The sequence below is a fragment of the Actinophytocola sp. KF-1 genome, from assembly GCF_054661535.1.
In genome coordinates this window covers 1,172,070-1,192,366 of sequence record NZ_BAAFVK010000001.1, presented here as the reverse complement: position 1 = coordinate 1,192,366, position 20,297 = coordinate 1,172,070, and the positions used below count along the sequence as shown (strand labels likewise).

The following is a 20,297-nucleotide window of genomic DNA, read 5'->3' as shown; positions in this document are numbered from 1 at the left end:
CCTGCCAGCACGGCCTTACGGCCCGGCGACCCGTCCCGGCGACGGCCCAGGACGGCCAGAGCGAGCGACACCAGGGCGGCCGCGGACCACAATCCGCGGGCACCGTAGAGCAGCTCCACCAGCACCAGCGCAACCACTGTCGCGACAGTGAGCGCGCCGGTGACCTTCCAGCGGAACAGTGTGAGTGCGCGGATCTCGGTGAACTTGTCCGCCAGTTTCTCCGACGACTCGGCGGCCTCGCGGTAGTCCCGCACGGTCACCCACCGACGCCACCACCGCACCGCAGCCACCAACCCCCGCACCACCGCGCGCAGGTACCGCCACGGCGATCGCCCCACGGCCGCTACCGCGTCCTTGAACGCCTGCCGGGCCTGGCCCCGGTCCTTCAACCAGACCGGCACGCGCGGCGACCGCAGCCACCACGACCAGAAGCGGCCAAGGCGCGGCTGGGAGTAGAACGGCTGCGACTCGTCAACCAGCTCCGCCTCATACACCGGACCTGCGTTCACCACGTCCGACGGGCCGGATGGGACCGGTGGGGGAGCGTTCACGGCGTTGCTGTCATCGGTGATCGGCGTCGACTCGTAGTCGTTCACGGCCGCACCTCCTCGGCCGTGGTGCCGTGCCCTAGCGACGCGTCGATCTCCGCTGCAAGTGCTGCGGCGAGGCGCGGGGACAAACCACGCGAGCAGTCGGTGACCTGGCGAATCCACGCAGGACTGATGACCACGTCCGGCGTCCACGCCTGCCGCGCTTCGTTCAGGTACTCGGCGAACAGCTTCCTCCCGCCGGTCCGCCGTGAACGGGCCGCAGGCTTGTGGACCCGCTGGCTTTCCCCGTTCACCGGCGCCGTCCGAGCGAACCTCTGCTCAGCCTCAGTGAACGCGGCGTTCACGGCTTCGGTGAGTTTGTCGCGTAGGTCGGTGACGGCCTCTGCGGCGACGAACACCACCAGGGGCGGTACCGAGTGCAGCACGATCCCGGACAGTGATCCGGCGGCGAACGAGGCCCACGTGTTCATCACGTACGTGGCTGCGAGCGTGAACCACTTCGCCCGCCGCACCCACGGCCCCGTTGAGACCTGGTAGCGAGCGGTGACCTGCTCGGCGCGCAGGATCGCCAGCAACACCACCGACACCGTGGGATCGAGCAGCCACGCGGCCAGCCACGGCAGCGACCACGCGGCAGCTCCGGCAGCGGCGAAGGTCTGGACGTTGGTCATGGTGAACGCCAGCCCGCACACGATCCCGGCCCAGCACAGCCGGTCCACCTGCGACCGCACGCGCTCGACGCGGAGCGCGATCACGTCCGGATCGGTCTGGTAGGCCCGCAGCTCGGCGGCCTCGGCCGCGTCCTGCGCGAGCCGCTGCGCACGGGTCAACGGAATGTGCCGGGCGTCCTGGGGACCGGCGGGTGGCCGCCCAGCGGTAGCGGCCACCCTTCCCCTCTTGTTCGGGATCATCGCCGGTCCCTCCGGCTGTCCACAGCCGTCACGGTGAGCGCGCGGGTCAGCGAGTAGGAGGCGAACAGCGCCGGGAACCCCAAGACCGCGAGCAGCAGCCACGGGTTACCGGGATGCGTGATCACCACCCACTGAACCCCCACGATCAACCCGGCGGTGAACAACACCCGCCCGGCCAGCGACAGCAACCGCGCACCACTCCGCGCGGCATCGCGCGCGGCCTTCGCGCGGCGCACGCTCGCCCGCCACACCCACAGGAAGACGAGCAGCACGCCTACTCCGGCGAGGATCTGTGTCGGCGTCAGGCTGATCTCGGTCACGGCTGCTCACCTCCGTCCGGGAAGTCGTGGTCGTCGAGCGGCTCGGCGCGTTCGCCGCGCTGTCGCCAGTACGGATAGAGCGCACGGCGGTCCCGCTCGTTGAGCGAGCCCCACACACCGGTGGTCTGCTCCCCGGCCGTGCGCAACTCGAGTTCCAGGCACTCGTCCTGCACGGGGCATCCTGCGCACAGCCGGGCGGCCAGCTCCCGGTCGATCGACTCGTTGCCGGTCAGCTCGGGCGGGTCGCCGTCGGTGAACGCCCACACGCATTCGCCGTCCTTCATCACGAGGTCGGCGAGGACATCACGCGGCACCCACCGCAGCCGGTCCAGCCGCCACGCGATGCCCACGAACCGCGAGTAGTCGTCGGAGGTCACCATGCCGCACCTCCGCGCACACGCTCGACCTCACGGGCCGTGCGACGCTCGGCGGCCATGCGAGCGGGATCGACTCGACCGCCGAACTGCTCGGCCTCGGCGATCAGCTTGCTCAGCACAGCAGCAGGGACGACGTATCGAGTGCGGACTTGGACGGCAGGAAAGGCGTCTTCCCTGATCGCCCGGTAGAGGGTTGACGGGTCCACGCGCAGAATCCGCGCGGCCTCTCGGACTGTGTAGAACGCCGGTTGCCCGGCATTCGGCAGAGCTGTGCTCATGATTGGTTCCCTAAGAAGTGTTGAAGAAAGAATGATGAAGTGCCGATATCGGCACTAATGAAGACACGAATGGCCCAATCGCGGGCGAAGTGGCGCCCGCGAAATGGGACAGCCCCGCTAATGTCGATGTTGAGGCGGAGCGCGGAGGAATACGTGGCGGAAGACTGGTCGGCAGTCGCGAAGGCGATCAACGAGCGCCTGACGGAACTCGGGCTGAATCAGCGCGAGCTGTCGGAGCGATCGAACATCGCGCTGTCGATCGTGCGCGAGATCCGGAACAACACGGTCCAGCGCAGGCGCAGCGGCCGCACGCTCGAAGCGCTCTCGGTGGCCCTCGGCTGGCACCCGCGGCACCTCGCCGCGGTCCTCCTGGGACTCACCCCACCAGCACCGAACGACCCCGTGGACCTGGCCGGCGACAGCGTGCCCGCCAGGCTGGCCGCGATCGAAGACCAGCTCCACGAGATCACCAAGCGCCTCGAAGAGATGTCCGCGAACCTGGCGACCGTGTTCGAGCGTGCGAACCGCGAGAAGTAGGGGCTCCCGGTCCGCCGCAGGCGTCTCGGGTGCCAGCGAGGCGATGTTTCGGCGTGCGTTCATGCCTCAAAGAAACGGCGAATCCGAGCCGTTAAACAGCTGGCTGCGGTTAACTAGGCTGGAGATAACTTGAATTAACTCCGCAGGCCAGAGGGGATAATCGGGGGACCATTCGGATGCCAGCAACCAAGCTGCAAGAGGTGCGCCGACAGCGCGGCTACTCCGCGCAGACGGTCATCGACATGATGCTGCGACGTGCACAGATGCTCGGCATCCCGGTCATGTCCGAAGCCAGCTTGAAGACGAAACTGTCCGTTTGGGAGAACGGCCGAACAGCCGTCAGCCCGACATACCAACGCCTGTTCCGGGATATCTACGGCCTCACGAACGAGGAACTCGGATTCCCGCCAGAACTCGACGACGGCGAGGTCGAGGAACTCCGCTCACGGCTCACGATCGCGCGTTCCGTCGACGCCGGGACAGTCAAGCTGTTCCGTCAGCAGGTGGAGAACGTCCGGCACGTCGACCGCCAGTTCGGCGGGATCACGGTGCTCGACGAGCTGCGGAGCCAGATAGCCCAGATCGAACGGCTGCTCAGCTACAGCACGATGCGCGGCCAGCGCGAGACACTCGCCGGAGTCCTCACGGAGGCGGCAGCGCTCGCAGGGTGGGAGGCCCTCGACCGCAACGCCATCCGGCAGGCATGGGACCACCACGAGCGCGCAAAGGCCGGAGCACGTGAAGCAGGCTCACCGCAGCTGCTGGCGCACGCCATGGCGCAGCAGGCGTTCATCCTGATCGACATCGGCGAGGTGAACGCGGCCGTGGAGCAGCTCAACCAGGCCCGCGCGCTCGTCGCGCACTCAGCCCCGGCCCTGCTGCGCACGTGGCTCACCGCAGCATACGGCGAGGGCCTCGCGGCAGCCGGACGCCGCGACGACGCGCTACGCGCGTTCGACGAGGCAGACGCGCTGTTGCCCAACGACCCCGTGAACCCGGAACTCCCGTTCCTGTTCCTCGCAGGCGCACACCTCGACCGCTGGCGCGGCAACGCCCTCAGCCGCCTCGGCGAACCAGACGCGATCGACCAGCTCAGCCACGCCCTACCACGGCTCCCACCCGACTTCACCCGCGCGAGAACCGTCATGCTCGTCGACTTGGCGTACGCCTACGCGGCAGCAGGCGACCGCGAGGCCGCGCAGGCACACGCCCGTCAGGCAAAGCGCCTAGCGATGCAGATCAAGTCCGACCGGCAGCTAGGCAGGCTCAATCGCCTCATCCTGCCCACCGGCAGTACCCACGCCGCGTGAGGCGAGGTAGTAGAGCAGCGGCACGAGCGCCCCGGCCCCGAGCACCTCACGACGCTTCACGAACTCCAGGACTCGACTCAGCGGCACCCACTCCAAGCGGCCGACCTCTTCAGTGTCGGTGGGCTCGCCCACCTTCTCCACCTTGCGCCACAGGTAGACGTCGGTGTCAGCCGTGACCTGCCCCGGCAACGGCTCGAAGCTGACCAAGTGCTCCGGCTCGCCAATCGGTCGATAGCCGGTTTCCTCCTCGACCTCACGACGAGCGGTATCAGCCGGGTGCTCCCCCTCCTCGACGAGACCACCAAGGAGTTCGTACCCCCACTGATCCGTCGGGAATCGGTAGCGCCACAGCATCAGCACCCGGTCACGCTCGTCGACGATCAGTCCGATGGCGATCCGCGCCAGATGGACAACGTGGTACTCCCAACGCTCGCCGTTCGGAGCCTGAACATCGGCAAGCCCCAACTTCACCCACTGGTTGTCATAGATCAGTCGCTCCCCGTAGGTCTTCCACGCTCCATGCTTGTCCACCACGCCGAGCAGCCTACGAGGTCCCTGAGTGACGCCCACGCATCGTGGTGAGATCGGGTACGTATCGAACTGGGTGTCACCAGCGATGCGAAGTAACGGATCCCTGAACTGCGCGAGAGAGAGCCTCATGATTGACCATGCAGTAGAAGCGTTCGGACCCGAAGTCGTCAGATACATCCTTGCCTGCGATAAAGAAGACCTAGATTCCCTTAGCATGACGAAGGAGCGAACTGAGGTACTGCAAGTCATAAGACCAATTACCGACGGGATTCTCGCCAGAGACGGCATTGATAGGCAGTTCGCGCGGATGTCCATCGTCAACTACCACGATGGATACGAGGGAACCATCGCACGCGAAGCTCGCAAACACTGCCATGGTGCGGTGGCTGACTTCAGGTCCGACGATCCAGTCGAAGACACCTTGATACGGCTCGGACTGGACCTGTTCGCCGCAATCTTGATGCCAATGACCGAAGAACGGTTCACGTGGACATTCCCAAGTCTACCTACTCACAGCCACCCACTTAACGAACAGTTCGTAAAGGCACTGCTGCAAGACGAAGAACTCTCCAAAATATTTCCGGGAAGTACGCCGTCCGACTTGGAAGGCGAGGACTTCGTCAGCCTATACACTCTTCCAAGCAACTACCTATTGTGGTCCAACGGCAACGGTGGCACGAATCAGATAACCGCAGCGGCGGAAAGCATGATCCATTACGCCTTTGATATCTGCACCATTGGCGAAAATGTTTCGGAGCAAGCACTGATTGATGCCCTTCGAGAAACAATAACAACTTGCAGACGCTTGGCCACCGGCAAAAGCGCGCCCATCCGAGCAGCAGCCCTGCTTTCCAACTTCACTCTTTCCGACAATCTTTCATCGATCACGCTCAGTTCGACAGCAATTCGAAAATTCTCCCCGCGAAAGAAATACTTGTTCATGGGCGGCGAAGGTTCCGCCGTGCTCGACTTCAGGGTCGACTTGAGATTGCTTGATGCGACAGCATGGAAAGCAGAGACATCCGACGACCAAGACATTGATGCAAAGTACGAGCGCACACGACCTGCGATCGAGGCTTTCCAGAATGAAGTCAGGAGGCAGATAGATCGCACTCGTTTCGCCCTGCTACTCGCATCGACCGCAGATGCGATCCTTGCACCTGTGCTGACGTCGGTTTCAATTCTTAATCCGCTGATGAGCGGGCGCAGCGCATCAGTAGATTTGAATAGATTGCCTGCCGCACCCCTTCCCGCCCAAGAACTATCTACCGACCGAATATCACTCATCCAGGATTGGGCACGAAGAATACAAAATCAACCAAAATCTGTCGATATGGGTATGCGCCGTTTACTTGCGGCGGTTTCTTCCCGCATGGATGCCATGGACGGATTCGTCGACGCAGTAATTTGCTGGGAGAACCTCTTCGGAACTCCTGAAGGAGAGAGCACCTTTCGCATCAGTGGAGCCATGGCGGTTCTTCTTGAGCCAGACTCTCCAGAACGCCGCATAGCCCTGATGAACGAGATCAGGGACTTGTACCGAGTGCGGAGTCGCTTGGTACATGGCGCGAATGAACCCAACATCACGACTGCGTACAAGCACAGGGACCGTGCGGTGGAACTCGCACTCGCAGCATTCCAAGCGGTATACGAAAATGAACAACTATTGCAGGCGGAGAATTCAAGTGTGCGAAGTAGAATTACTCTCCTAGGCTTCTGATAAGTCAAGGACGCTTGGGCATCCTCGCTCCCAATATTTCTGCAGCTTTTCGGTCAGACGCAGCAACCCAAGCGGCATACACGCGAAGCGTTGTGGCGCCTCCGCCGCCATGTCCCAAGCGACCAGCAACAGTTCGGATGTCGACGCCAGCGGACAGCAACTCCGTCGCCGAGTAGTGTCGTAGTGCGTGCAGATGGGTTTTGACCCCAACTCGCGTCGCCATGTCCTTATACCGCTGGGTCACAGCGTTTGGTGAGTATGGCGCCGAGTGGTCCGGCGTCTTCGTACTGCTGAATACAAACAAATCGTCCAGAAAGGTGTCTCCAAGGCTCTCCACTCGTCTCTTCACCCTGTCCCGCTGCTCCTTCAACAGAACTAAAGTTTCGGTATCGAGGGCGATGCGACGGTTCTGATGCGTCTTCGTGTCCTTCTCTTTGCCATTGACCCAGTTCTTGCGGAGGTCGATCACTCCTTCGTCGAAGTCGATTCGGGAGAAGCGAAGACCGCAGAGTTCGCCTCGGCGGACGCCTGTCGTCATCACCAACCAGACGAGCGTGCCCCAGTCATCGTCCATTCTGAATGCCTCTTCGGCCAGCTTGGCAGCCTCTGCGGGGGTCGGTGGATCCGGCTCCGGTGGTTTCGGCCGCGGACGACGCGCGACACGGGCTGGATTGGTATTAATCCAGCCCCAGCGTTCCGCCGCGCCCAGCGTTCCGCTGAGCACCGAGTGAATCTGGCGAACTGTCGACTGCGCTAGCGGCTTGCACTCGTGGACTGTGCACTTCAGTTCCGCGCAGTCGTGTTCGTTGTCCGTCTTGTGGGTCTCTATGAACGGTGCACCGTCGCAGCGGATGCGACAACGGCGGAGTTCCGTGTAGAAGCTTTCCAGCGTGTGCGCATCGATCTTTCGGACGGGCTCCTCACCCAGGACCGGCTTGATGTATCGGTTGATGTAGTTGACGTACCCGTCGCGGGTGCTGTCCTCGATCTCGCTCGTACGCAACCACTCGTCTACGGCATATCCCAGGGACACAGAGGACGCAGGAGAACGCTGGTCGTCGACCTGCGCAAGCAGGCGGTTCATGACCTTCTCGGCACGCTTGTAGGCCGCCTTGTCGGTGCCCTTGACGCTCTCCCGCAGGTAGACGCGCTTGCTGGTCACTGGATCAATACCGGCGTAGACGATCACGCGGAGTGAGCTACCGCGTTCTTCGATGCGGCCGCGCTGGCGGCCGTCAGAGCGTGCACCAGCCATGACTCTGAGTGTACTCGCACCCAAAGCCGCACCCAATGATCAAGTTTTGCGATCTTGCTTGAAGCATTGGCGCTGGTCAGACGTTGTGGGGCCGAAGGGAGTCGAACCCTCACTGGCTGGAACCTAAATCCAGTGCCTCTGCCTGTTGGGCTACGGCCCCGGGGTGGTGCGGTCACAGGGTAGCCGGACGTGCGGTGGGCGAATCAACGACGTCCCCGCCCCTACTCACCGGTAGCTCCACAAGGTCGTGGCCCGGTGCGCGAGTCCGCAGCGCCTCAGGACGACACTCCCTGCAAGCCCTACCACGTCACCGGCGCCACCTCGTGACACCATTTCCCACATGCGTCTGCCGCGCGTCTTCGTGCGTCTCGTCGATCGGTTCGAGGAGCGTGGCGTCTACGTGCCCGGCGAGGACAACAAGGCGATCTCACCCTGGCGGGACTTCGGGTGGCTCATCGCCGGGTTCATGATCACCATGGCCGTGTTCGTCCTGTTCTTCGCGCTTGCTGCTTGAGTGGCGTCGATCACTCCGGGTGCCGCTCTGGTCACAGCTCGGCCACGGCACGACACCAGCTCCGGCAATTGACCCCTGCACCAGCTGTCGCACCGGCATAGTGCATTCAGACGCACCAACCTCTCCCGGGAAGGGACCCCTTCGTGCCAGTGGTCAGACTTGCGGTCGCGGCATGCCTCCTGCTGCTGGCGGCCTGCGGCGCTGGTCATGCGGCCGACGGCGGCAACGTGAGCCAGTCGTTGCGTGCACCAGCCCCGTCCGCGGCCGCGGAACGGTCCGACCTCACCTCCGGTGAGCACGTGCGGTCACTCGGGGAGGGGATCACTCTTTCGGTGTCGGAGCCCACGTCGTTTACACCGACGGCGACCGCTTACCCGCCGGCCGCGCGTGCGGTTGCCTTCGATCTGGTGATCGACAACGGGAGTGACACGGTGTACCGGCCCGCTCAGCTGTCGTTCGTGGCGACGGCGGACGGCGTCGCGGCTGACCAGGTCATCGACTCCACACAGGGCTACACCGGCACCGTCGGGGCCATCGAAGAGGTGCAGCCGGACAAGACGCTGCGGTTCGCGATCGCCTTCGAGGTGCCCAGCAAGCCGTGCACGGTGCGGGTCGCGGTGCGTGCCGCCTCGTCGGGAGCGAGCGCCATCCCCATCTTCGACGGCACCGTCTGAAATTGTCGGTGCCACGGGATAACGTCCCCGGCATGACCAACCGACTCGCGGAGGGCGACCCCGCCCCCGACTTCCGGCTCCCGGACGCGGACGGCAACGAGGTGTCGCTGTCCGACTTCCGCGGCAAGCACGTCGTCGTCTACTTCTACCCCGCCGCGGGCACGCCGGGCTGCACCAAGCAGGCCTGCGACTTCCGCGACAACCTCGCCGAGCTGAACGACGCCGGCTTCGCCGTGGTGGGCATCTCGCCCGACAAACCCGAGAAGCTCGCCAAGTTCGTCGCCGACGAGGGGCTCACGTTCCCCTTACTTTCGGACGTGAACCGCGAGGTGCTGAACGCGTGGGGCGCGTACGGCGAGAAGCAGAACTACGGGCGCACGTACATGGGCGTGATCCGCTCCACGTTCATCGTCGACCCCGAGGGCAAGATCGAGAAGGCGATGTACAACGTGCGCGCGACCGGTCACGTGGCGAAGCTGAGGAGGGAGCTGAAAGTTTGATTCGTCCTGACGCACAACTGAATAAGGATCGCGGGCAACCTGACGGCTTCGCTCCCCGTACGCCGTAGACGCGCGAAAAGTTGTCGCCCGACCGGGTCAACTTTGCCGAATCAGGCGGCGTATTCAGGGCATGCTCAACTTCGCTGCCCGCCGCGTCACGCTCCTCGCCGTGCTGGCCGCCACCACGGTCATGACCGGCAGTGGGTGTGGCGCGCGGCCGACGGCGTCCGTCGGCGAGCACGTGATCCTGGCGGCACCAGCACCCGCGCCGGACGCTGTTCCGACGCCGCTACCGCCACCCCGGCAGACCGCGACGCCGACACCGGATCCGCGGCCTGCCGGGAAGCCACAGCTCGACCCGAAGCCGGTGCTGGCCGCGGCCACGTCGGTGGAGCCGAACACGACGCTGGGCGCGGTGGTCTACGACAGGGTCACGGACACGACCCTGCTGTCGGTCGACGCCGACCGGCAGTTCAGGTCCGCGTCGCTGGTCAAGCTGATGATCGCGATCGACATGCTGGACCGCGGCGCGACCGAGTCGGAGCGCCGGCAGATCAGCCGGATGCTGTCGGTGAGCGACGACGACATCGCGAGCGAGCTGTGGGTGCGGGGCGGACCGGACCTCGTCCCGAGGGTGGTGACGCTGGCAGGGCTGCGGAACACGGAGGCACCGGAGCTCGCCGGCAAGTGGGGCGAGGTCAAGGTGACCCCGGCCGACGTGGTGCGCGTGTACCGGTACGTCATGGACCGCATGCCGCCGGAGGACCGGGCGCTCGTCGTGGACGCGCTCGCCGAGGCACCGGAGTACGCGGCCGACGACTTCGACCAGTACTTCGGCATCCCCGACGGGCTGGCGGCGCAGTGGGCCGTCAAGCAGGGCTGGGGCAACAACGACCACGCGATGGTGCTGCACAGCACCGGCCTCGTCGGCGAGGGCTGGCGGTACGTCGTGGTCTTGCTGACCGAGCACCCGCTGGGGTCCGGCTGGCGGACGAGCGCGGACTCGGTCACGGCCGCGGCACGCGAACTCGACGGCAGGCTGCCCGCCGCGTGAGGGGCTACCGGTCGCCGAGGCTGCGCAGGTGGGGCAGCAGCAGCGACAGCGCGCGGCCGCGGTGGGAGATGGCGTCCTTCTCCTCGGTCAGCAGCTCCGCCGACGTCCGCGTCTCGCCCTCCGGGACGAAGATCGGGTCGTAGCCGAAGCCGTTGGTGCCGCGCGGTTTGCGCACGAGCGTGCCCGGCCAGACGCCACGGACGACGATCTCCGTGCCGTCGGTGAGCACCAGCGCCGCCGCGCACACGAACTGCGCGCCGAGGCGCTCGTCCGGCACGTCCGCGATCTGCTCCAGCACCAGCTCGAGGTTGGCCTGGTCGGAGCGGGCGCTGCCGGCCCACCGCGCGGACAGGACGCCCGGCATGCCGTTGAGCGCGTCGACGGCGATGCCCGAGTCGTCGGCCACCGAGGGCAGGCCGGTCGCGGCCACCGCGTCGCGGGCCTTGACGACGGCGTTGTCCTCGAAGGTCGCGCCGGTCTCCGGTGTCTCCTCGAACGGGGGCACCTCGTCGAGGCCGACGACGGTCACGCCCTCGATGCCTGCGCGTTCGATGATGCGCCGCATCTCCTGGAGCTTCTTCGCGTTGCGGGAGGCGACCAGCAGTTGGGTGCTCATGCCGCCCCCTCGCAGGCTCCGGCGAGCCGCTCGCGGTCGCCCTGTGTTCGATTCGCTCCGCTCATGACTTGACCGCCTTCGGCGTCGGCAGCTCACCGGGGTAGGGCTCGGCGAGCGCGGCGGTCTGCAGCGCGTTGATGCGCTCGCAGCCGGCGAGCGCCATGTCGAGCATCCGGTCGAGCGTGGATCGGGTGAACGTGGCGCCCTCGCCGGTGCCCTGCACCTCGATGATCGTGCCGGCGTCGGTGGCGACGACGTTCATGTCGACCTCCGCGCGGGCGTCCTCCTCGTAGGGCAGATCGAGTCGCACGCGGCCGTCGACCACGCCGACGCTCACCGCCTGCACCGCGCACGACAACGGTTGCGGGTCGGCGAGGCGGCCCGCGGCGCCGAGCCAGGTGACGGCGTCGGCCAGCGCGACGTAGCCGCCGGTGATGGCCGCGGTGCGGGTGCCGCCGTCGGCCTGGATGACGTCGCAGTCGATCACGATCGTGTTCTCACCGAGCGCGGCGAGGTCGATGCACGCCCGCAGCGAGCGCCCGATGAGACGGCTGATCTCGTGGGTGCGACCGCCGACACGGCCCTTGACCGACTCGCGGTCACCGCGCGTGTTGGTCGCGGACGGCAGCATCGCGTACTCCGCGGTGACCCACCCGAGGCCGGAGCCCTTGCGCCAGCGCGGCACGCCCTCCGTCACGCTCGCCGCGCACAGCACCCTGGTCTTGCCGAACTCGACCAGCACCGAGCCGGCCGGCCAGATCTGAAAACCGCGGGTGAGCTTGATGTCCCTGAGCTGGTCGTCGTTCCTGCCATCGCTTCGTGCCACGGTGGAAACAATATGCACTGTGGCCGACGTTACCCCGTTCGGCCTCCTCTTTCGGATTGACCACGGAGCCCGCCGGGAGGACCATTCAACATGAGTTGAAATTGGAGGCGGCCATGTCCGAGGGGGATCAACGGGCCACGCGGAGGCATCCGGTGCTGGTCGGCGCGCTGAAGGCGGCCGCGGCGGTGCTGCTGCTGGTCGTGGCCACGTTCTCCCTGCAGGGCAAGCTGCCGAGCCTCACGGCGGTCGGGGACGCGATCGCGGGCGCCGACACCGGCTGGCTCGCTGTCGCGGTGGTCGCCGAGTTCGTCTCCATGGTCATGTTCGCCCGCCAGCAGCGGCGCCTGCTCGCCGCGTTCGGCGTGCGGATGCCGCGTCACCGCGCACTCGCCCTGTCCTACAGCCGGTCGGCCATCGCGATCAGCCTGCCCGCCGGGTCGGCCATCTCGGCGGCGTACGCGTTCCGCCAGTTCCGCACGGACGGCGCCAGCAAGCGCACGGCCGCCACGGTCATGGTGCTGTCCGGCCTGCTGTCGTTCGCCGCGCTGGCGCTGCTGTACACGACGGGCGCGCTCGCCGCCGGCGCCGTGCACCTCGGCGTGGTGTGGCGGCGGGAACCGGGCCTCGCGTCGGTCAGCGTGGCCATCTCGATCGTGATGATCGCGTTCGTCGGGCTGTTCGCGTGGCAGTCGAGCTGGCACATCCACCCCGCCCACCCGCGCGCTCATCGGCCGGTCGCGACGCGCTGGCCGCGGCTCGCGGTGCTGCTGCGGCCGGTGACCGACGCGATCACCAGCTCCCGCGACGTCGACGGGCGGCACTGGACGCTCGCGCTCGGCGCCGCGCTGACGAACTGGCTGACCGACCTGCTGTGCCTGTACGCGGCGGCCCGCGCGTTCGGCCTGCCGGTGAGCATGTGGGAGATCGGCGCGGTGTACCTGACCGTGCAGATCGTCCGGCAGGTGCCGTTGACGCCGGGTGGGATCGGCGTGATCGAGGTGAGCCTGCTCGCCGGGCTGGTGTCCGCGGGCGCGGACAACGCGGCAGCGGCGGCGACCGTGCTGGTCTACCGGCTGCTGTCGTGCTGGCTGATCATCCCGGTGGGGTTGCTGTGCTGGCTGGTGCTGCGCAGGCCGTCACACCAGCACCCGGTCGAGGACGTGCCCGAGGTGGCCGGGCAGGTCGGCGACGGCGTCGTCGTGGCCGGCGATGTGCCGCAGCAGCGCGTGCTGGAACACGCCGTCCACCAGCGCGTACGCCAGCCGGGCCGACATCGCGAGGCGTAGGCCCGACAGCTGCGCGTAGTGCTCGACGATCCGGCCGATCATCCGCTCGAGGCTCAGCTCGATGGCGCGGACGTCGTCGCGGAACGAGTCGACGAACATGCTCTGGTTGCGCAGGTCGTACCAGAGCCGGTGCATGGGCGCGTCCTGGCGCAGGGTGGCGACCATCGCGTCGATCCACTGGCCGCGCAGCTCGTCCGCCGTGGTGGAGGTGGCGACGACCTGGTCGTACCGCGCGACGGCGGCCGCCTTGTACTGGCGCACGCAGTAGGTGATCAGGTCGACCTTGTCGCGGAAGTAGTAGTGCAGGACGCCGTGGGAGAACTCGGAGTTCTGCGCGATGTCGCGGAGGCTGGTGCCCGCGTAGCCGAGTTTCGAGAGCGTGTGGAGTGCCGAGTCGGCGAGCTGAGCCCTCCGGACGGCGAACTTGTCGACATGACGGCGGACCGATTTCCGCTCGGCGACCTGGGACACGGCGTTCCTTCGCGTCGTCCCTCCCCCGGCCCGCGCCCTGCGGACCGAGGGGAAGTCTACCCGGCAATTGCCGGGGCCAAGATCATGATGGTGGTGGTCCAGCCAGATGGCGGAGAGGCGACGACAGTGAGTGACGGGCGGCGCCGGGGTTCAGCCGGGGTGCTGTGAAAGGCGCTTTCGGAGCGTTGAGCGTCCTGAAGGCGCTTTCAGGACATTGGCGTGGTGATCGCTGACCAGGCACACACGTGTGCCGGTCAACCAATTCCTTGCGCGAACCCGAACGAACGGTCCATTCGCCCGCCCCGGGGCCCCCCGATTTCCACGTTACCGGCGAGCACCGACAGAAACGCGCCTCGAGCGAAGGCTGTGGACAACTCGGCCCGACAAGCCCGAACGAACGGTCCGTTCGTACGGCCCTGGGGGTCCCCCGATATCCACGCTACCAGCGGGCACCGACAGAAATACCCCTCCCGGCATGCCTGTGGACAACACGATGCGGCGAATGCCGGACGAACGGTCCATCCACACGCCCCGGGGGTCCCCGATATCTACGCTACCGACGGGGACCGACAGAAACATCGCGCCCGGCGCGCCTGTGGACAACACAATCCGGCGAATGCCGGACGAGCGGTCCATTCGCATGCCCCGGGGACCCCCGATTTCCACGTTACCCGTGGGCACCGACAGCAACTTCCCTTTCTGCACGCCTGTGGACGGATTCGGCGTGCGAGTCCGGGCGAACGGTCCATTCGTGCGCCCGGGGCCCCCGGTTTTCACGTTATGAGCGGGCACCGACAGGGGACGGGGCTCGGCGTCGGGGGTTGTGGACAACCTCAGATTTCGTACCGCGCGCCTTTGGTCACCAGTTCCACCGGGCCCGCGTACGTCGTGCGCGCCTCCGCCAGCACCGCCTGCGGGTCCGTCCACGGCGCGACGTGGGTGATCAGCAGCCGTTGGACGCCCGCCCGTGTCGCCAGCTCCCCGAGTTCCACGCCGGACATGTGCACGCCCGGCGGATGGTGGTCGCCGTGGGTCCAGGATGCCTCGCCCAGTAGCACGTCCACGCCCGCGACTAGGCCATCCAGGGTGTCGCACACACCGGTGTCACCCGTGTAGGCGAGTGAGACGCCACTGTGCGTGAACCTGAAGCCGTACGCGTCGCAGGGGTGGGCCACCTCCGCCACCGTCACCGTGAACGGGCCGATCTCGCGGACGCCCGGGGCCAGCGGGTGGAAGTCGTAGACATCCGTGAGGAGCTCGTCCTCCATCTCCGCGCGGTCCGGGGCGTACGCGGCGGCGAACCGGGTCGGTGCCTCCTTCGGCGCGTACACCGGCAGCCGGTTCGTGCTCGGGTCGGCCGGCGGTGCCGGGTGCCAGCGCCGCATGACGGTCAGCGCCGAGAAGTCGGCACAGTGGTCGGGGTGCAGGTGTGAGAACACGAGCCCGTCCAGCGTGAACGGGTCCCGCACCGCCTGCAGCTCGGCGAGCGTGCCGTTGCCCAGCTCGACACCTAGCGCGAACCCGTCAACCTCCAGCAGATAACCGGACGACGGCGAGCGGGGACCTGGAGTACTGCCGGAGCAGCCGAGCACGGTCAACAGCACAACTCACACCCTTACACACGGGTGGCCGCGAAGGCACCGAGATCCGGACCGAGAAACCGCCGCGCCAGCCGGGCGAACGAATCGGGGTCACCGGTCGCCACCAGCTCGTGCCGGGGCTCGGTGCCGGGTTCGGCGAGCAGGTCGAGTTCCGTCAGCACGCGGACGACGTCCTTCGCGGTTTCCTCCGCGCTGGACACGAGTGTCACGTCCGGGCCCATGACGATCTGCAGGACGCCCGTGAGCAGCGGATAGTGCGTGCAGCCGAGAACCACCGTGTCGACGTCCGCCTGTTGCAGCGGCTCCAGGTACGCCTGCGCGAGCCCCAGCACTTGCCTGCCGGACGTGATGCCGCGCTCCACGAAGTCCACGAACCGCGGGCACGCCGCGCTGGTGACCGTCAGGTCCGGCACCGCGCCGAACGCGTCCTCGTACGCACGCGACCGCACCGTCCCCGCCGTGCCGATCACGCCGACGCGGCGGTTGCGCGTGGTCGCCACCGCACGCCGCACGGCGGGCACGACGACCTCCACGACCGGGATGCCGTACCGCTCCCGCGCGTCGTGCAGGCACGCCGCCGACGCCGTGTTGCACGCGATGACCAGCAGCTTCACGCCGCTCTCGACCAGGTCGTCGGCCACCGCCAGCGCGTGGCGCCGGACGTCGGCTACCGACAGCGGGCCGTACGGGCTGTGCGCGGTGTCGCCGACGTACCGCAGCCGCTCGGCGGGCAGCTGGTCCGCGATGGCGCGGGCGACGGTCAGGCCGCCGACGCCGGAGTCGAAGATCCCGATCGGGTCGTCTTGTTTGCGATCGATACCAGCCACGCCGCGAGTATGCCGCCGATCGCGCCGAACAGGTGGCCCTGCCACGACACCCCCGGGTTGCCCGGCAGCACCCCGAGCAGCGTGCTGCCCCAGTACAGGAACAGGACCACCGCCACCACGACCTGCCCGAACGCACGGTTGAACAGGCCCCTGACCAGCAGGAACGCGAGCCAGCCGAACGCGAGACCGGACGCGCCGACGGTCGTTCCGTCGCCGCCGGTCAGCCACACGCCGACGCCGCTGAACAGCCAGATGGTGAGCGTCACAGCGACCCACTGACCGACCCCGTTGGACATCGCGAGGAAGCCGAACAGCAGCACCGGCAGCGTGTTGGAGAACAGGTGCTCCCAGCCGTGGTGCAGCAGCGGCGCCCACAGGATGCCGTCGAGGCCGCCCACGGTGCGCGGCTGGATGCCGAACTGGTCGAGCCTGCCGGACATGGCGGCGTCGACGATCTCGATCAGGTACAGCAGCACGGTGAACGAGCCGATGACGATCAACGCCTGCAGCGGCCTGGGCGGCAGGATGCGGTTGACCGGGTTCTTCGGCTTCGCCGCCGGGGCGGGCAGAGTGCTCACGTGATCGAGGTTACGTGGCGGACGCGGTTCCCGCGTCCGGTTCAACCCTGAGAAGACCCTGGTATCGGCGCCAGGCCCAGTGCGTGGTCGGCGGCCAGCTCGGCGTGCAGGCGGGTGGTCGGGAAGACCGGGACCGGGCTGTCGTCCTGACCGACGAGCAGTTCGATCTCGGTGCAGCCCAGGATCACGCCCTCGGCGCCGCGGTCGACGAGGCGCTGGATCACCTTGCGGTAGGCGTCGCGGGAGTCGTCCTTCACCACGCCGACGACCAGTTCCTCGTAGATGATCCGGTGCACCTCGGCGCGGTCGTCCTCGTCCGGGACCAGCACGTCCAGGCCGTGGGCGGCGAGGCGGTCGCGGTAGAAGTCCTGCTCCATGGTGAAGGCCGTGCCGAGGAGGCCGACGCGGGTGACGCCGGCCTTCGTGACGGCGTCGGCGGTCGCGTCGCCGAGGTGCAGGAGCGGCAGGACGGTGATCTCGCCGGCCACCTTGTGCATGGTGTTGGTGCACAACACGATGAAGTCGGCGCCCGCCATGGCGAGCGCGGCGGCGGCCTCGGCCAGGCGGTTGCCCGCCTCCTCCCAGTCGCCGCTGACCTGCAGCCGTTCGATCTCGGCGAAGTCGACGGAGTACAGGACGCAGTGCGCGGAGTGCAGGCCGCCCGCGCGTTCGCGGACGCGTTCGTTGACGATCCGGTAGTACTCGATCGACGATTCCCAGCTCATGCCGCCGAGCAGGCCGATGACCTTCATGACAGCAGTCCGGTGAGCCGCTCGAGGGATCGGTCCATGTTGCGTTCGATGTCCTTCGTGCCGATGCGGCGCATCAGCCAGCCCTTGAGCGGGCCGGCGGGCACCTGGATGGAGCGCAGCCGGACCGTGGTGGCGTCGCCGGCGCCGCTCAGTTCGATGCGGAACTCGGTCCGGACGGCGAACTTCGGCGCGGGTTTGCCGTCGATGCGTTCGGCGACGTGCCGCCAGGCGAGGACCTTGCCGGGCTCGAACTCGGTGATCTCCTGGTCGACCTCGGAGCGGCGGTGACCCCAGTGCCCGTACTGCGTGCGGCGCTGGCCCTTGCCCTCACCCTCGACGACCTCGGTGCGGTCGGCGAAGTCGAACCAGTCCCCTGCTCGGGCCGGGTCCGAGACGATGGCCCACACCTGCTGCGCGCCGGCCGGGACCTCGGCCTCGCGCGTGACCTCGATGGCGCTCACGCCGCGGGATGCTAGTCCTCGGGCGGCCTCCGGCCCCCTCGAACCACGTTACGGCACGGCACCGACATTCACGGTCGGCGCGGGGCGAGTTGTCCACAGCCCGGGTGGTTGTCCACAGATTCGCGCTCGGCCCCGGAATTGTCGGTGGGTACCGGTAGACTGGCATGGCGGGTGGCCCCCGGGATCGGGTGGGGGTTCAGGTACGTACTGGGGGCGGCGTTTTCGCAGGTCAGCGGCTTGCTGCGGCTCGGATAGGCGGTGCGGCGGTGTCCGGGAAGACGCCTTTCGGACCTGGGGTTCTGGACGGGACGTGTGCGGGGCTTACGCGCAGACGTTTCCGGCCGCCGCTGGGGGTTCGGGTACGTACCAGGGCACCGTTTCGAAGATCAGCGGCCGGTCAGGGGCTCGACTCGGCGGCGCGGCAGTGACAGACGCTTTCGGGACGTTGAGTGTCCTGAACGGCGCGTTCGGGACGTCGCGGTCCTGAACGAGGACGTGTGCGGGGCTTACGCCCAGACGTTCCCCGCCGCCGCTGGGGTTCCTTGTACCTACCCGGGACGCGTTTCACAGGTCAGCGGCCGGTCAGGGTTCGGCTCAGCGGTGCTCTCAAAGGCGCTATCGGGACGTTGCGGTTACGGGCGGGGACGTGTGCGTCACGCCCAGAGGTGGCCGTCCAAGCGGGCCGCTGCCTCGTCGACCGAGCCGCTGTACGCGCCCGTCGACAGGTACTTCCAGCCGCCGTCCGCGACGACGAACACCACGTCCGCCTGCTTGCCCGCCCGCACCGCCTTGTCGGCGGCGGCCAGGGCGGCGTGCAGGATGGCGCCCGTCGAGATGCCCGCGAAGATGCCTTCCGTCTCCAGGAGTTCCCTGGTGCGCCGCAGCGCGTCGTACGAGCCGACCGAGTACCGGCCCGTCAGGACCTCCGGGTCGTACAGCTCCGGCACGAAACCCTCGTCGAGGTTGCGCAGACCGTAAACGAGCTCGCCGTACCTGGGCTCGGCGGCGATGATCTGCACGTCCGGCTTGTGTTCGCGCAGGTACCGGCCCGCGCCGACGAGGGTGCCCGTCGTGCCGAGGCCGGCCACGAAGTGTGTCACCGACGGCAGGTCGCGCAGGATCTCCGGGCCGGTGCCGTGGTAGTGCGCGCCCGCGTTGTTCGGGTTCCCGTACTGGTACAGCATGATCCAGTCCGGGTTCTGCTTCGCCAGTTCCTTCGCCCGCCGGACGGCCTCGTTCGAGCCGCCCGCGGCGGGCGAGTTCACGATCCGCGCCCCGTACGCCTGCAGCAGCTGCCTGCGCTCCTCGGACGTGTTCTCCGGCATCACGCACACCAGGCCGTAGCCCTTGAGCTTCGCGGCCATGGCCAGCGAGATACCGGTGTTGCCCGACGTCGGCTCGAGGATCGTGCAGCCGGGCCGCAGGAGCCCCTCCTCCTCCGCCTTCTCGATCATCCGCAGCGCGACGCGGTCCTTCACCGAACCGGTCGGGTTGCGGTCCTCGAGCTTCGCCCACAGCCGCACGTCCGCGGACGGGGACAGCCTCGGCAAACCCACCAGCGGCGTGTCGCCGAGCGCGTCGAGCAGGGAGTCGTAGCGGGCCAACGTCAGCCGCCGGCGACCGCGGGCAGGATGGTCACGTTGTCGCCGTCGGACACGGCCGCCTCGAGGCCACCCGAGAACCGCACGTCCTCGTCGTTGACGTAGATGTTCACGAAACGGTGCAGCGTGCCCTCCTTGACCAGGCGGCCCTTGATGCCGCCGTGGTTCGACTCGAGGTTGTCGATCACCTCGGCCAGGGTGCTGCCGCTCGCCTCGACCGTCTTCTCGCCACCCGTGTGGGTGCGCAGGATGGTCGGGATGGAGACGGTGACCGCCATGTGGAACCTCCGCTTGAGGAAAGGGACTTACTCCGAAAACGCCTGTGCGGACGAGCTGTATTCCGTGACGACCTCGACCTGCTCCTCGCTGATCTCGCCCTCGACGATCCGGAAGGACCGGAACTCGTCGGTCTCGTCACGGGTGGAGACCAGCACGTAGTGGGCGTCCGGCTCGGACGCGTAGGACACGTCGGTCCGCGACGGGTACGCCTCGGTCGCGGTGTGCGAGTGGTAGATCACCACCGGCACCTCGTCGTTCGCGTCCATCTCCCGGTACAGCTTGAGCAGGTCGGCCGAGTCGAACTCGTAGAACGTCGGCGAGCGCGCCGCGTTCAGCATCGGGATGAACCGCTCCGGCCGGTCCGACCCCTCGGGTCCGGCGATGACGCCGCACGCCTCGTCCGGGTGGTCCCGACGAGCGTGCGCGATGATCGCGTCGACCAGGTCACGGCGTATCCGAAGCACACC

At 67.4% G+C, this 20,297-nt stretch carries 24 protein-coding genes, 1 tRNA gene and 2 pseudogenes; 8 read left to right on the top strand and 19 right to left on the bottom strand.

From position 1 onward, the window contains the following. The 5 genes and pseudogenes from ACYQ77_RS05780 to ACYQ77_RS05760 form a co-directional block, all read right to left on the bottom strand. Positions 1–596: pseudogene (locus ACYQ77_RS05780) on the bottom strand (cell division protein FtsK); the annotation flags it as partial. Next, positions 593–1,381, bottom strand: coding sequence for a hypothetical protein (locus ACYQ77_RS05775; protein ID WP_459708067.1), 789 nt, complete (start codon positions 1,379–1,381; stop codon positions 593–595). The pseudogene ACYQ77_RS05780 and the gene ACYQ77_RS05775, both read right to left, overlap by 4 nt. A gap of 77 nt (positions 1,382–1,458) precedes the next feature. Then, the gene (locus ACYQ77_RS05770) at positions 1,459–1,782 is read right to left on the bottom strand and encodes a hypothetical protein (RefSeq protein ID WP_459708065.1); all 324 of its coding nucleotides are present in this window, start codon (positions 1,780–1,782) and stop codon (positions 1,459–1,461) included. Beyond that, a complete protein-coding gene (locus ACYQ77_RS05765) occupies positions 1,779–2,162 on the bottom strand; it encodes a WhiB family transcriptional regulator (protein ID WP_459708063.1) in 384 nt (127 codons plus the stop codon). Before ACYQ77_RS05765 ends, ACYQ77_RS05770 begins: the two co-directional genes overlap by 4 nt. Continuing rightward, positions 2,156–2,437, bottom strand: coding sequence for a helix-turn-helix domain-containing protein (locus ACYQ77_RS05760; protein ID WP_459708061.1), 282 nt, complete (start codon positions 2,435–2,437; stop codon positions 2,156–2,158). Before ACYQ77_RS05760 ends, ACYQ77_RS05765 begins: the two co-directional genes overlap by 7 nt. Before the next feature lie 153 nt (positions 2,438–2,590). On the opposite strand from ACYQ77_RS05760, the gene ACYQ77_RS05755 reads away from it, so the two are divergent. Then, positions 2,591–2,974 (top strand): helix-turn-helix domain-containing protein, encoded by a 384-nt coding sequence (locus tag ACYQ77_RS05755; RefSeq protein WP_459708059.1) that lies wholly within the window; start codon positions 2,591–2,593, stop codon positions 2,972–2,974. 176 nt (positions 2,975–3,150) lie between these two features. Continuing rightward, positions 3,151–4,284 carry a tetratricopeptide repeat protein gene (locus ACYQ77_RS05750; protein WP_459708057.1) on the top strand — a complete coding sequence of 378 codons (1,134 nt, stop codon included), beginning with the start codon at positions 3,151–3,153 and terminating at the stop codon, positions 4,282–4,284. Here ACYQ77_RS05750 and ACYQ77_RS05745 read toward each other — a convergent pair. Further along, entirely contained in the window at positions 4,231–4,818 is a 588-nt protein-coding gene (locus ACYQ77_RS05745) for an NUDIX hydrolase (protein ID WP_459708055.1), read from the bottom strand. The two genes, ACYQ77_RS05750 and ACYQ77_RS05745, sit on opposite strands and share 54 nt — an antisense overlap. A gap of 124 nt (positions 4,819–4,942) precedes the next feature. Between ACYQ77_RS05745 and ACYQ77_RS05740 the strand changes: the two genes are divergently transcribed. Further along, a complete protein-coding gene (locus ACYQ77_RS05740; RefSeq protein WP_459708053.1) occupies positions 4,943–6,535 on the top strand; it encodes a hypothetical protein in 1,593 nt (530 codons plus the stop codon). 4 nt (positions 6,536–6,539) lie between these two features. Here the strand turns inward: ACYQ77_RS05740 and ACYQ77_RS05735 are convergent, their stop codons facing one another. After that, a complete protein-coding gene (locus tag ACYQ77_RS05735; RefSeq protein ID WP_459708051.1) occupies positions 6,540–7,790 on the bottom strand; it encodes a tyrosine-type recombinase/integrase in 1,251 nt (416 codons plus the stop codon). Positions 7,791–7,876: 86 nt separating this feature from the next. Beyond that, positions 7,877–7,950, bottom strand: a tRNA-Leu gene (locus ACYQ77_RS05730). A 180-nt stretch (positions 7,951–8,130) separates the two neighbouring features. Here ACYQ77_RS05730 and ACYQ77_RS05725 point away from each other — a divergent pair. The 4 genes from ACYQ77_RS05725 (at position 8,131) to ACYQ77_RS05710 (ending at position 10,532) form a co-directional block, all read left to right on the top strand. After that, complete coding sequence (locus ACYQ77_RS05725; RefSeq protein ID WP_459708049.1) at positions 8,131–8,304, top strand: hypothetical protein; 174 nt, start codon at positions 8,131–8,133, stop codon at positions 8,302–8,304. A gap of 143 nt (positions 8,305–8,447) precedes the next feature. Then, positions 8,448–8,978, top strand: a complete 531-nt coding sequence (locus tag ACYQ77_RS05720) for a hypothetical protein (RefSeq protein ID WP_459708047.1) — start codon at positions 8,448–8,450, stop codon at positions 8,976–8,978. Positions 8,979–9,010: 32 nt separating this feature from the next. Beyond that, the gene (bcp, locus tag ACYQ77_RS05715) at positions 9,011–9,478 is read left to right on the top strand and encodes a thioredoxin-dependent thiol peroxidase (RefSeq protein WP_459708045.1); all 468 of its coding nucleotides are present in this window, start codon (positions 9,011–9,013) and stop codon (positions 9,476–9,478) included. A gap of 130 nt (positions 9,479–9,608) precedes the next feature. Then, entirely contained in the window at positions 9,609–10,532 is a 924-nt protein-coding gene (locus tag ACYQ77_RS05710) for a serine hydrolase (protein WP_459708043.1), read from the top strand. A 4-nt stretch (positions 10,533–10,536) separates the two neighbouring features. Here ACYQ77_RS05710 and rdgB read toward each other — a convergent pair whose 3' ends face one another. Beyond that, positions 10,537–11,148, bottom strand: coding sequence for an RdgB/HAM1 family non-canonical purine NTP pyrophosphatase (rdgB, locus tag ACYQ77_RS05705; RefSeq protein ID WP_459708041.1), 612 nt, complete (start codon positions 11,146–11,148; stop codon positions 10,537–10,539). Between the two features lie 61 nt (positions 11,149–11,209). Then, complete coding sequence (gene rph, locus ACYQ77_RS05700) at positions 11,210–11,974, bottom strand: ribonuclease PH (RefSeq protein ID WP_459708039.1); 765 nt, start codon at positions 11,972–11,974, stop codon at positions 11,210–11,212. 113 nt (positions 11,975–12,087) lie between these two features. Here rph and ACYQ77_RS05695 point away from each other — a divergent pair. Then, positions 12,088–13,047: pseudogene (locus tag ACYQ77_RS05695) on the top strand (lysylphosphatidylglycerol synthase transmembrane domain-containing protein); the annotation flags it as partial. Positions 13,048–13,110: 63 nt separating this feature from the next. Here the strand turns inward: ACYQ77_RS05695 and ACYQ77_RS05690 are convergent. From ACYQ77_RS05690 to ACYQ77_RS05650, 9 genes are all read right to left on the bottom strand, one after another. Beyond that, positions 13,111–13,731 (bottom strand): TetR/AcrR family transcriptional regulator, encoded by a 621-nt coding sequence (locus tag ACYQ77_RS05690; protein ID WP_459708037.1) that lies wholly within the window; start codon positions 13,729–13,731, stop codon positions 13,111–13,113. An 833-nt stretch (positions 13,732–14,564) separates the two neighbouring features. Then, the gene (locus ACYQ77_RS05685; protein WP_459708035.1) at positions 14,565–15,335 is read right to left on the bottom strand and encodes an MBL fold metallo-hydrolase; all 771 of its coding nucleotides are present in this window, start codon (positions 15,333–15,335) and stop codon (positions 14,565–14,567) included. Positions 15,336–15,346: 11 nt separating this feature from the next. After that, positions 15,347–16,150 (bottom strand): glutamate racemase, encoded by an 804-nt coding sequence (murI, locus tag ACYQ77_RS05680; protein WP_459708165.1) that lies wholly within the window; start codon positions 16,148–16,150, stop codon positions 15,347–15,349. Continuing rightward, a complete protein-coding gene (locus ACYQ77_RS05675; RefSeq protein ID WP_459708033.1) occupies positions 16,093–16,737 on the bottom strand; it encodes a rhomboid family intramembrane serine protease in 645 nt (214 codons plus the stop codon). The genes murI and ACYQ77_RS05675 overlap by 58 nt, the downstream gene beginning before the upstream one ends. Before the next feature lie 41 nt (positions 16,738–16,778). Next, positions 16,779–17,489 (bottom strand): aspartate/glutamate racemase family protein, encoded by a 711-nt coding sequence (locus ACYQ77_RS05670; protein ID WP_459708030.1) that lies wholly within the window; start codon positions 17,487–17,489, stop codon positions 16,779–16,781. Then, positions 17,486–17,950 (bottom strand): SRPBCC family protein, encoded by a 465-nt coding sequence (locus ACYQ77_RS05665; RefSeq protein ID WP_459708028.1) that lies wholly within the window; start codon positions 17,948–17,950, stop codon positions 17,486–17,488. Before ACYQ77_RS05665 ends, ACYQ77_RS05670 begins: the two co-directional genes overlap by 4 nt. A 653-nt stretch (positions 17,951–18,603) precedes the next feature. Beyond that, positions 18,604–19,554 (bottom strand): PLP-dependent cysteine synthase family protein, encoded by a 951-nt coding sequence (locus ACYQ77_RS05660; RefSeq protein WP_459708025.1) that lies wholly within the window; start codon positions 19,552–19,554, stop codon positions 18,604–18,606. A gap of 2 nt (positions 19,555–19,556) precedes the next feature. Then, positions 19,557–19,829 carry a MoaD/ThiS family protein gene (locus tag ACYQ77_RS05655; RefSeq protein WP_459708022.1) on the bottom strand — a complete coding sequence of 91 codons (273 nt, stop codon included), beginning with the start codon at positions 19,827–19,829 and terminating at the stop codon, positions 19,557–19,559. 27 nt (positions 19,830–19,856) lie between these two features. Next, a complete protein-coding gene (locus tag ACYQ77_RS05650; RefSeq protein WP_459708020.1) occupies positions 19,857–20,294 on the bottom strand; it encodes a M67 family metallopeptidase in 438 nt (145 codons plus the stop codon). Positions 20,295–20,297: the final 3 nt, after the last annotated feature.

Excerpts from the sequence above, each read along its gene's own strand:
- ACYQ77_RS05670 (WP_459708030.1), bottom strand. The coding sequence starts at position 17,489 with ATGAAGGTCATCGGCCTGCTCGGCGGCATGAGCTGGGAATCGTCGATC.
- bcp (WP_459708045.1), top strand. The coding sequence starts at position 9,011 with ATGACCAACCGACTCGCGGAGGGCGACCCCGCCCCCGACTTCCGGCTC.
- ACYQ77_RS05725 (WP_459708049.1), top strand. The coding sequence starts at position 8,131 with ATGCGTCTGCCGCGCGTCTTCGTGCGTCTCGTCGATCGGTTCGAGGAG.
- ACYQ77_RS05750 (WP_459708057.1), top strand. The coding sequence starts at position 3,151 with ATGCCAGCAACCAAGCTGCAAGAGGTGCGCCGACAGCGCGGCTACTCC.
- ACYQ77_RS05655 (WP_459708022.1), bottom strand. The coding sequence starts at position 19,829 with ATGGCGGTCACCGTCTCCATCCCGACCATCCTGCGCACCCACACGGGT.
- ACYQ77_RS05740 (WP_459708053.1), top strand. The coding sequence starts at position 4,943 with ATGATTGACCATGCAGTAGAAGCGTTCGGACCCGAAGTCGTCAGATAC.
- ACYQ77_RS05760 (WP_459708061.1), bottom strand. The coding sequence starts at position 2,437 with ATGAGCACAGCTCTGCCGAATGCCGGGCAACCGGCGTTCTACACAGTC.
- ACYQ77_RS05710 (WP_459708043.1), top strand. The coding sequence starts at position 9,609 with ATGCTCAACTTCGCTGCCCGCCGCGTCACGCTCCTCGCCGTGCTGGCC.
- ACYQ77_RS05765 (WP_459708063.1), bottom strand. The coding sequence starts at position 2,162 with ATGGTGACCTCCGACGACTACTCGCGGTTCGTGGGCATCGCGTGGCGG.
- rdgB (WP_459708041.1), bottom strand. The coding sequence starts at position 11,148 with ATGAGCACCCAACTGCTGGTCGCCTCCCGCAACGCGAAGAAGCTCCAG.
- ACYQ77_RS05735 (WP_459708051.1), bottom strand. The coding sequence starts at position 7,790 with ATGGCTGGTGCACGCTCTGACGGCCGCCAGCGCGGCCGCATCGAAGAA.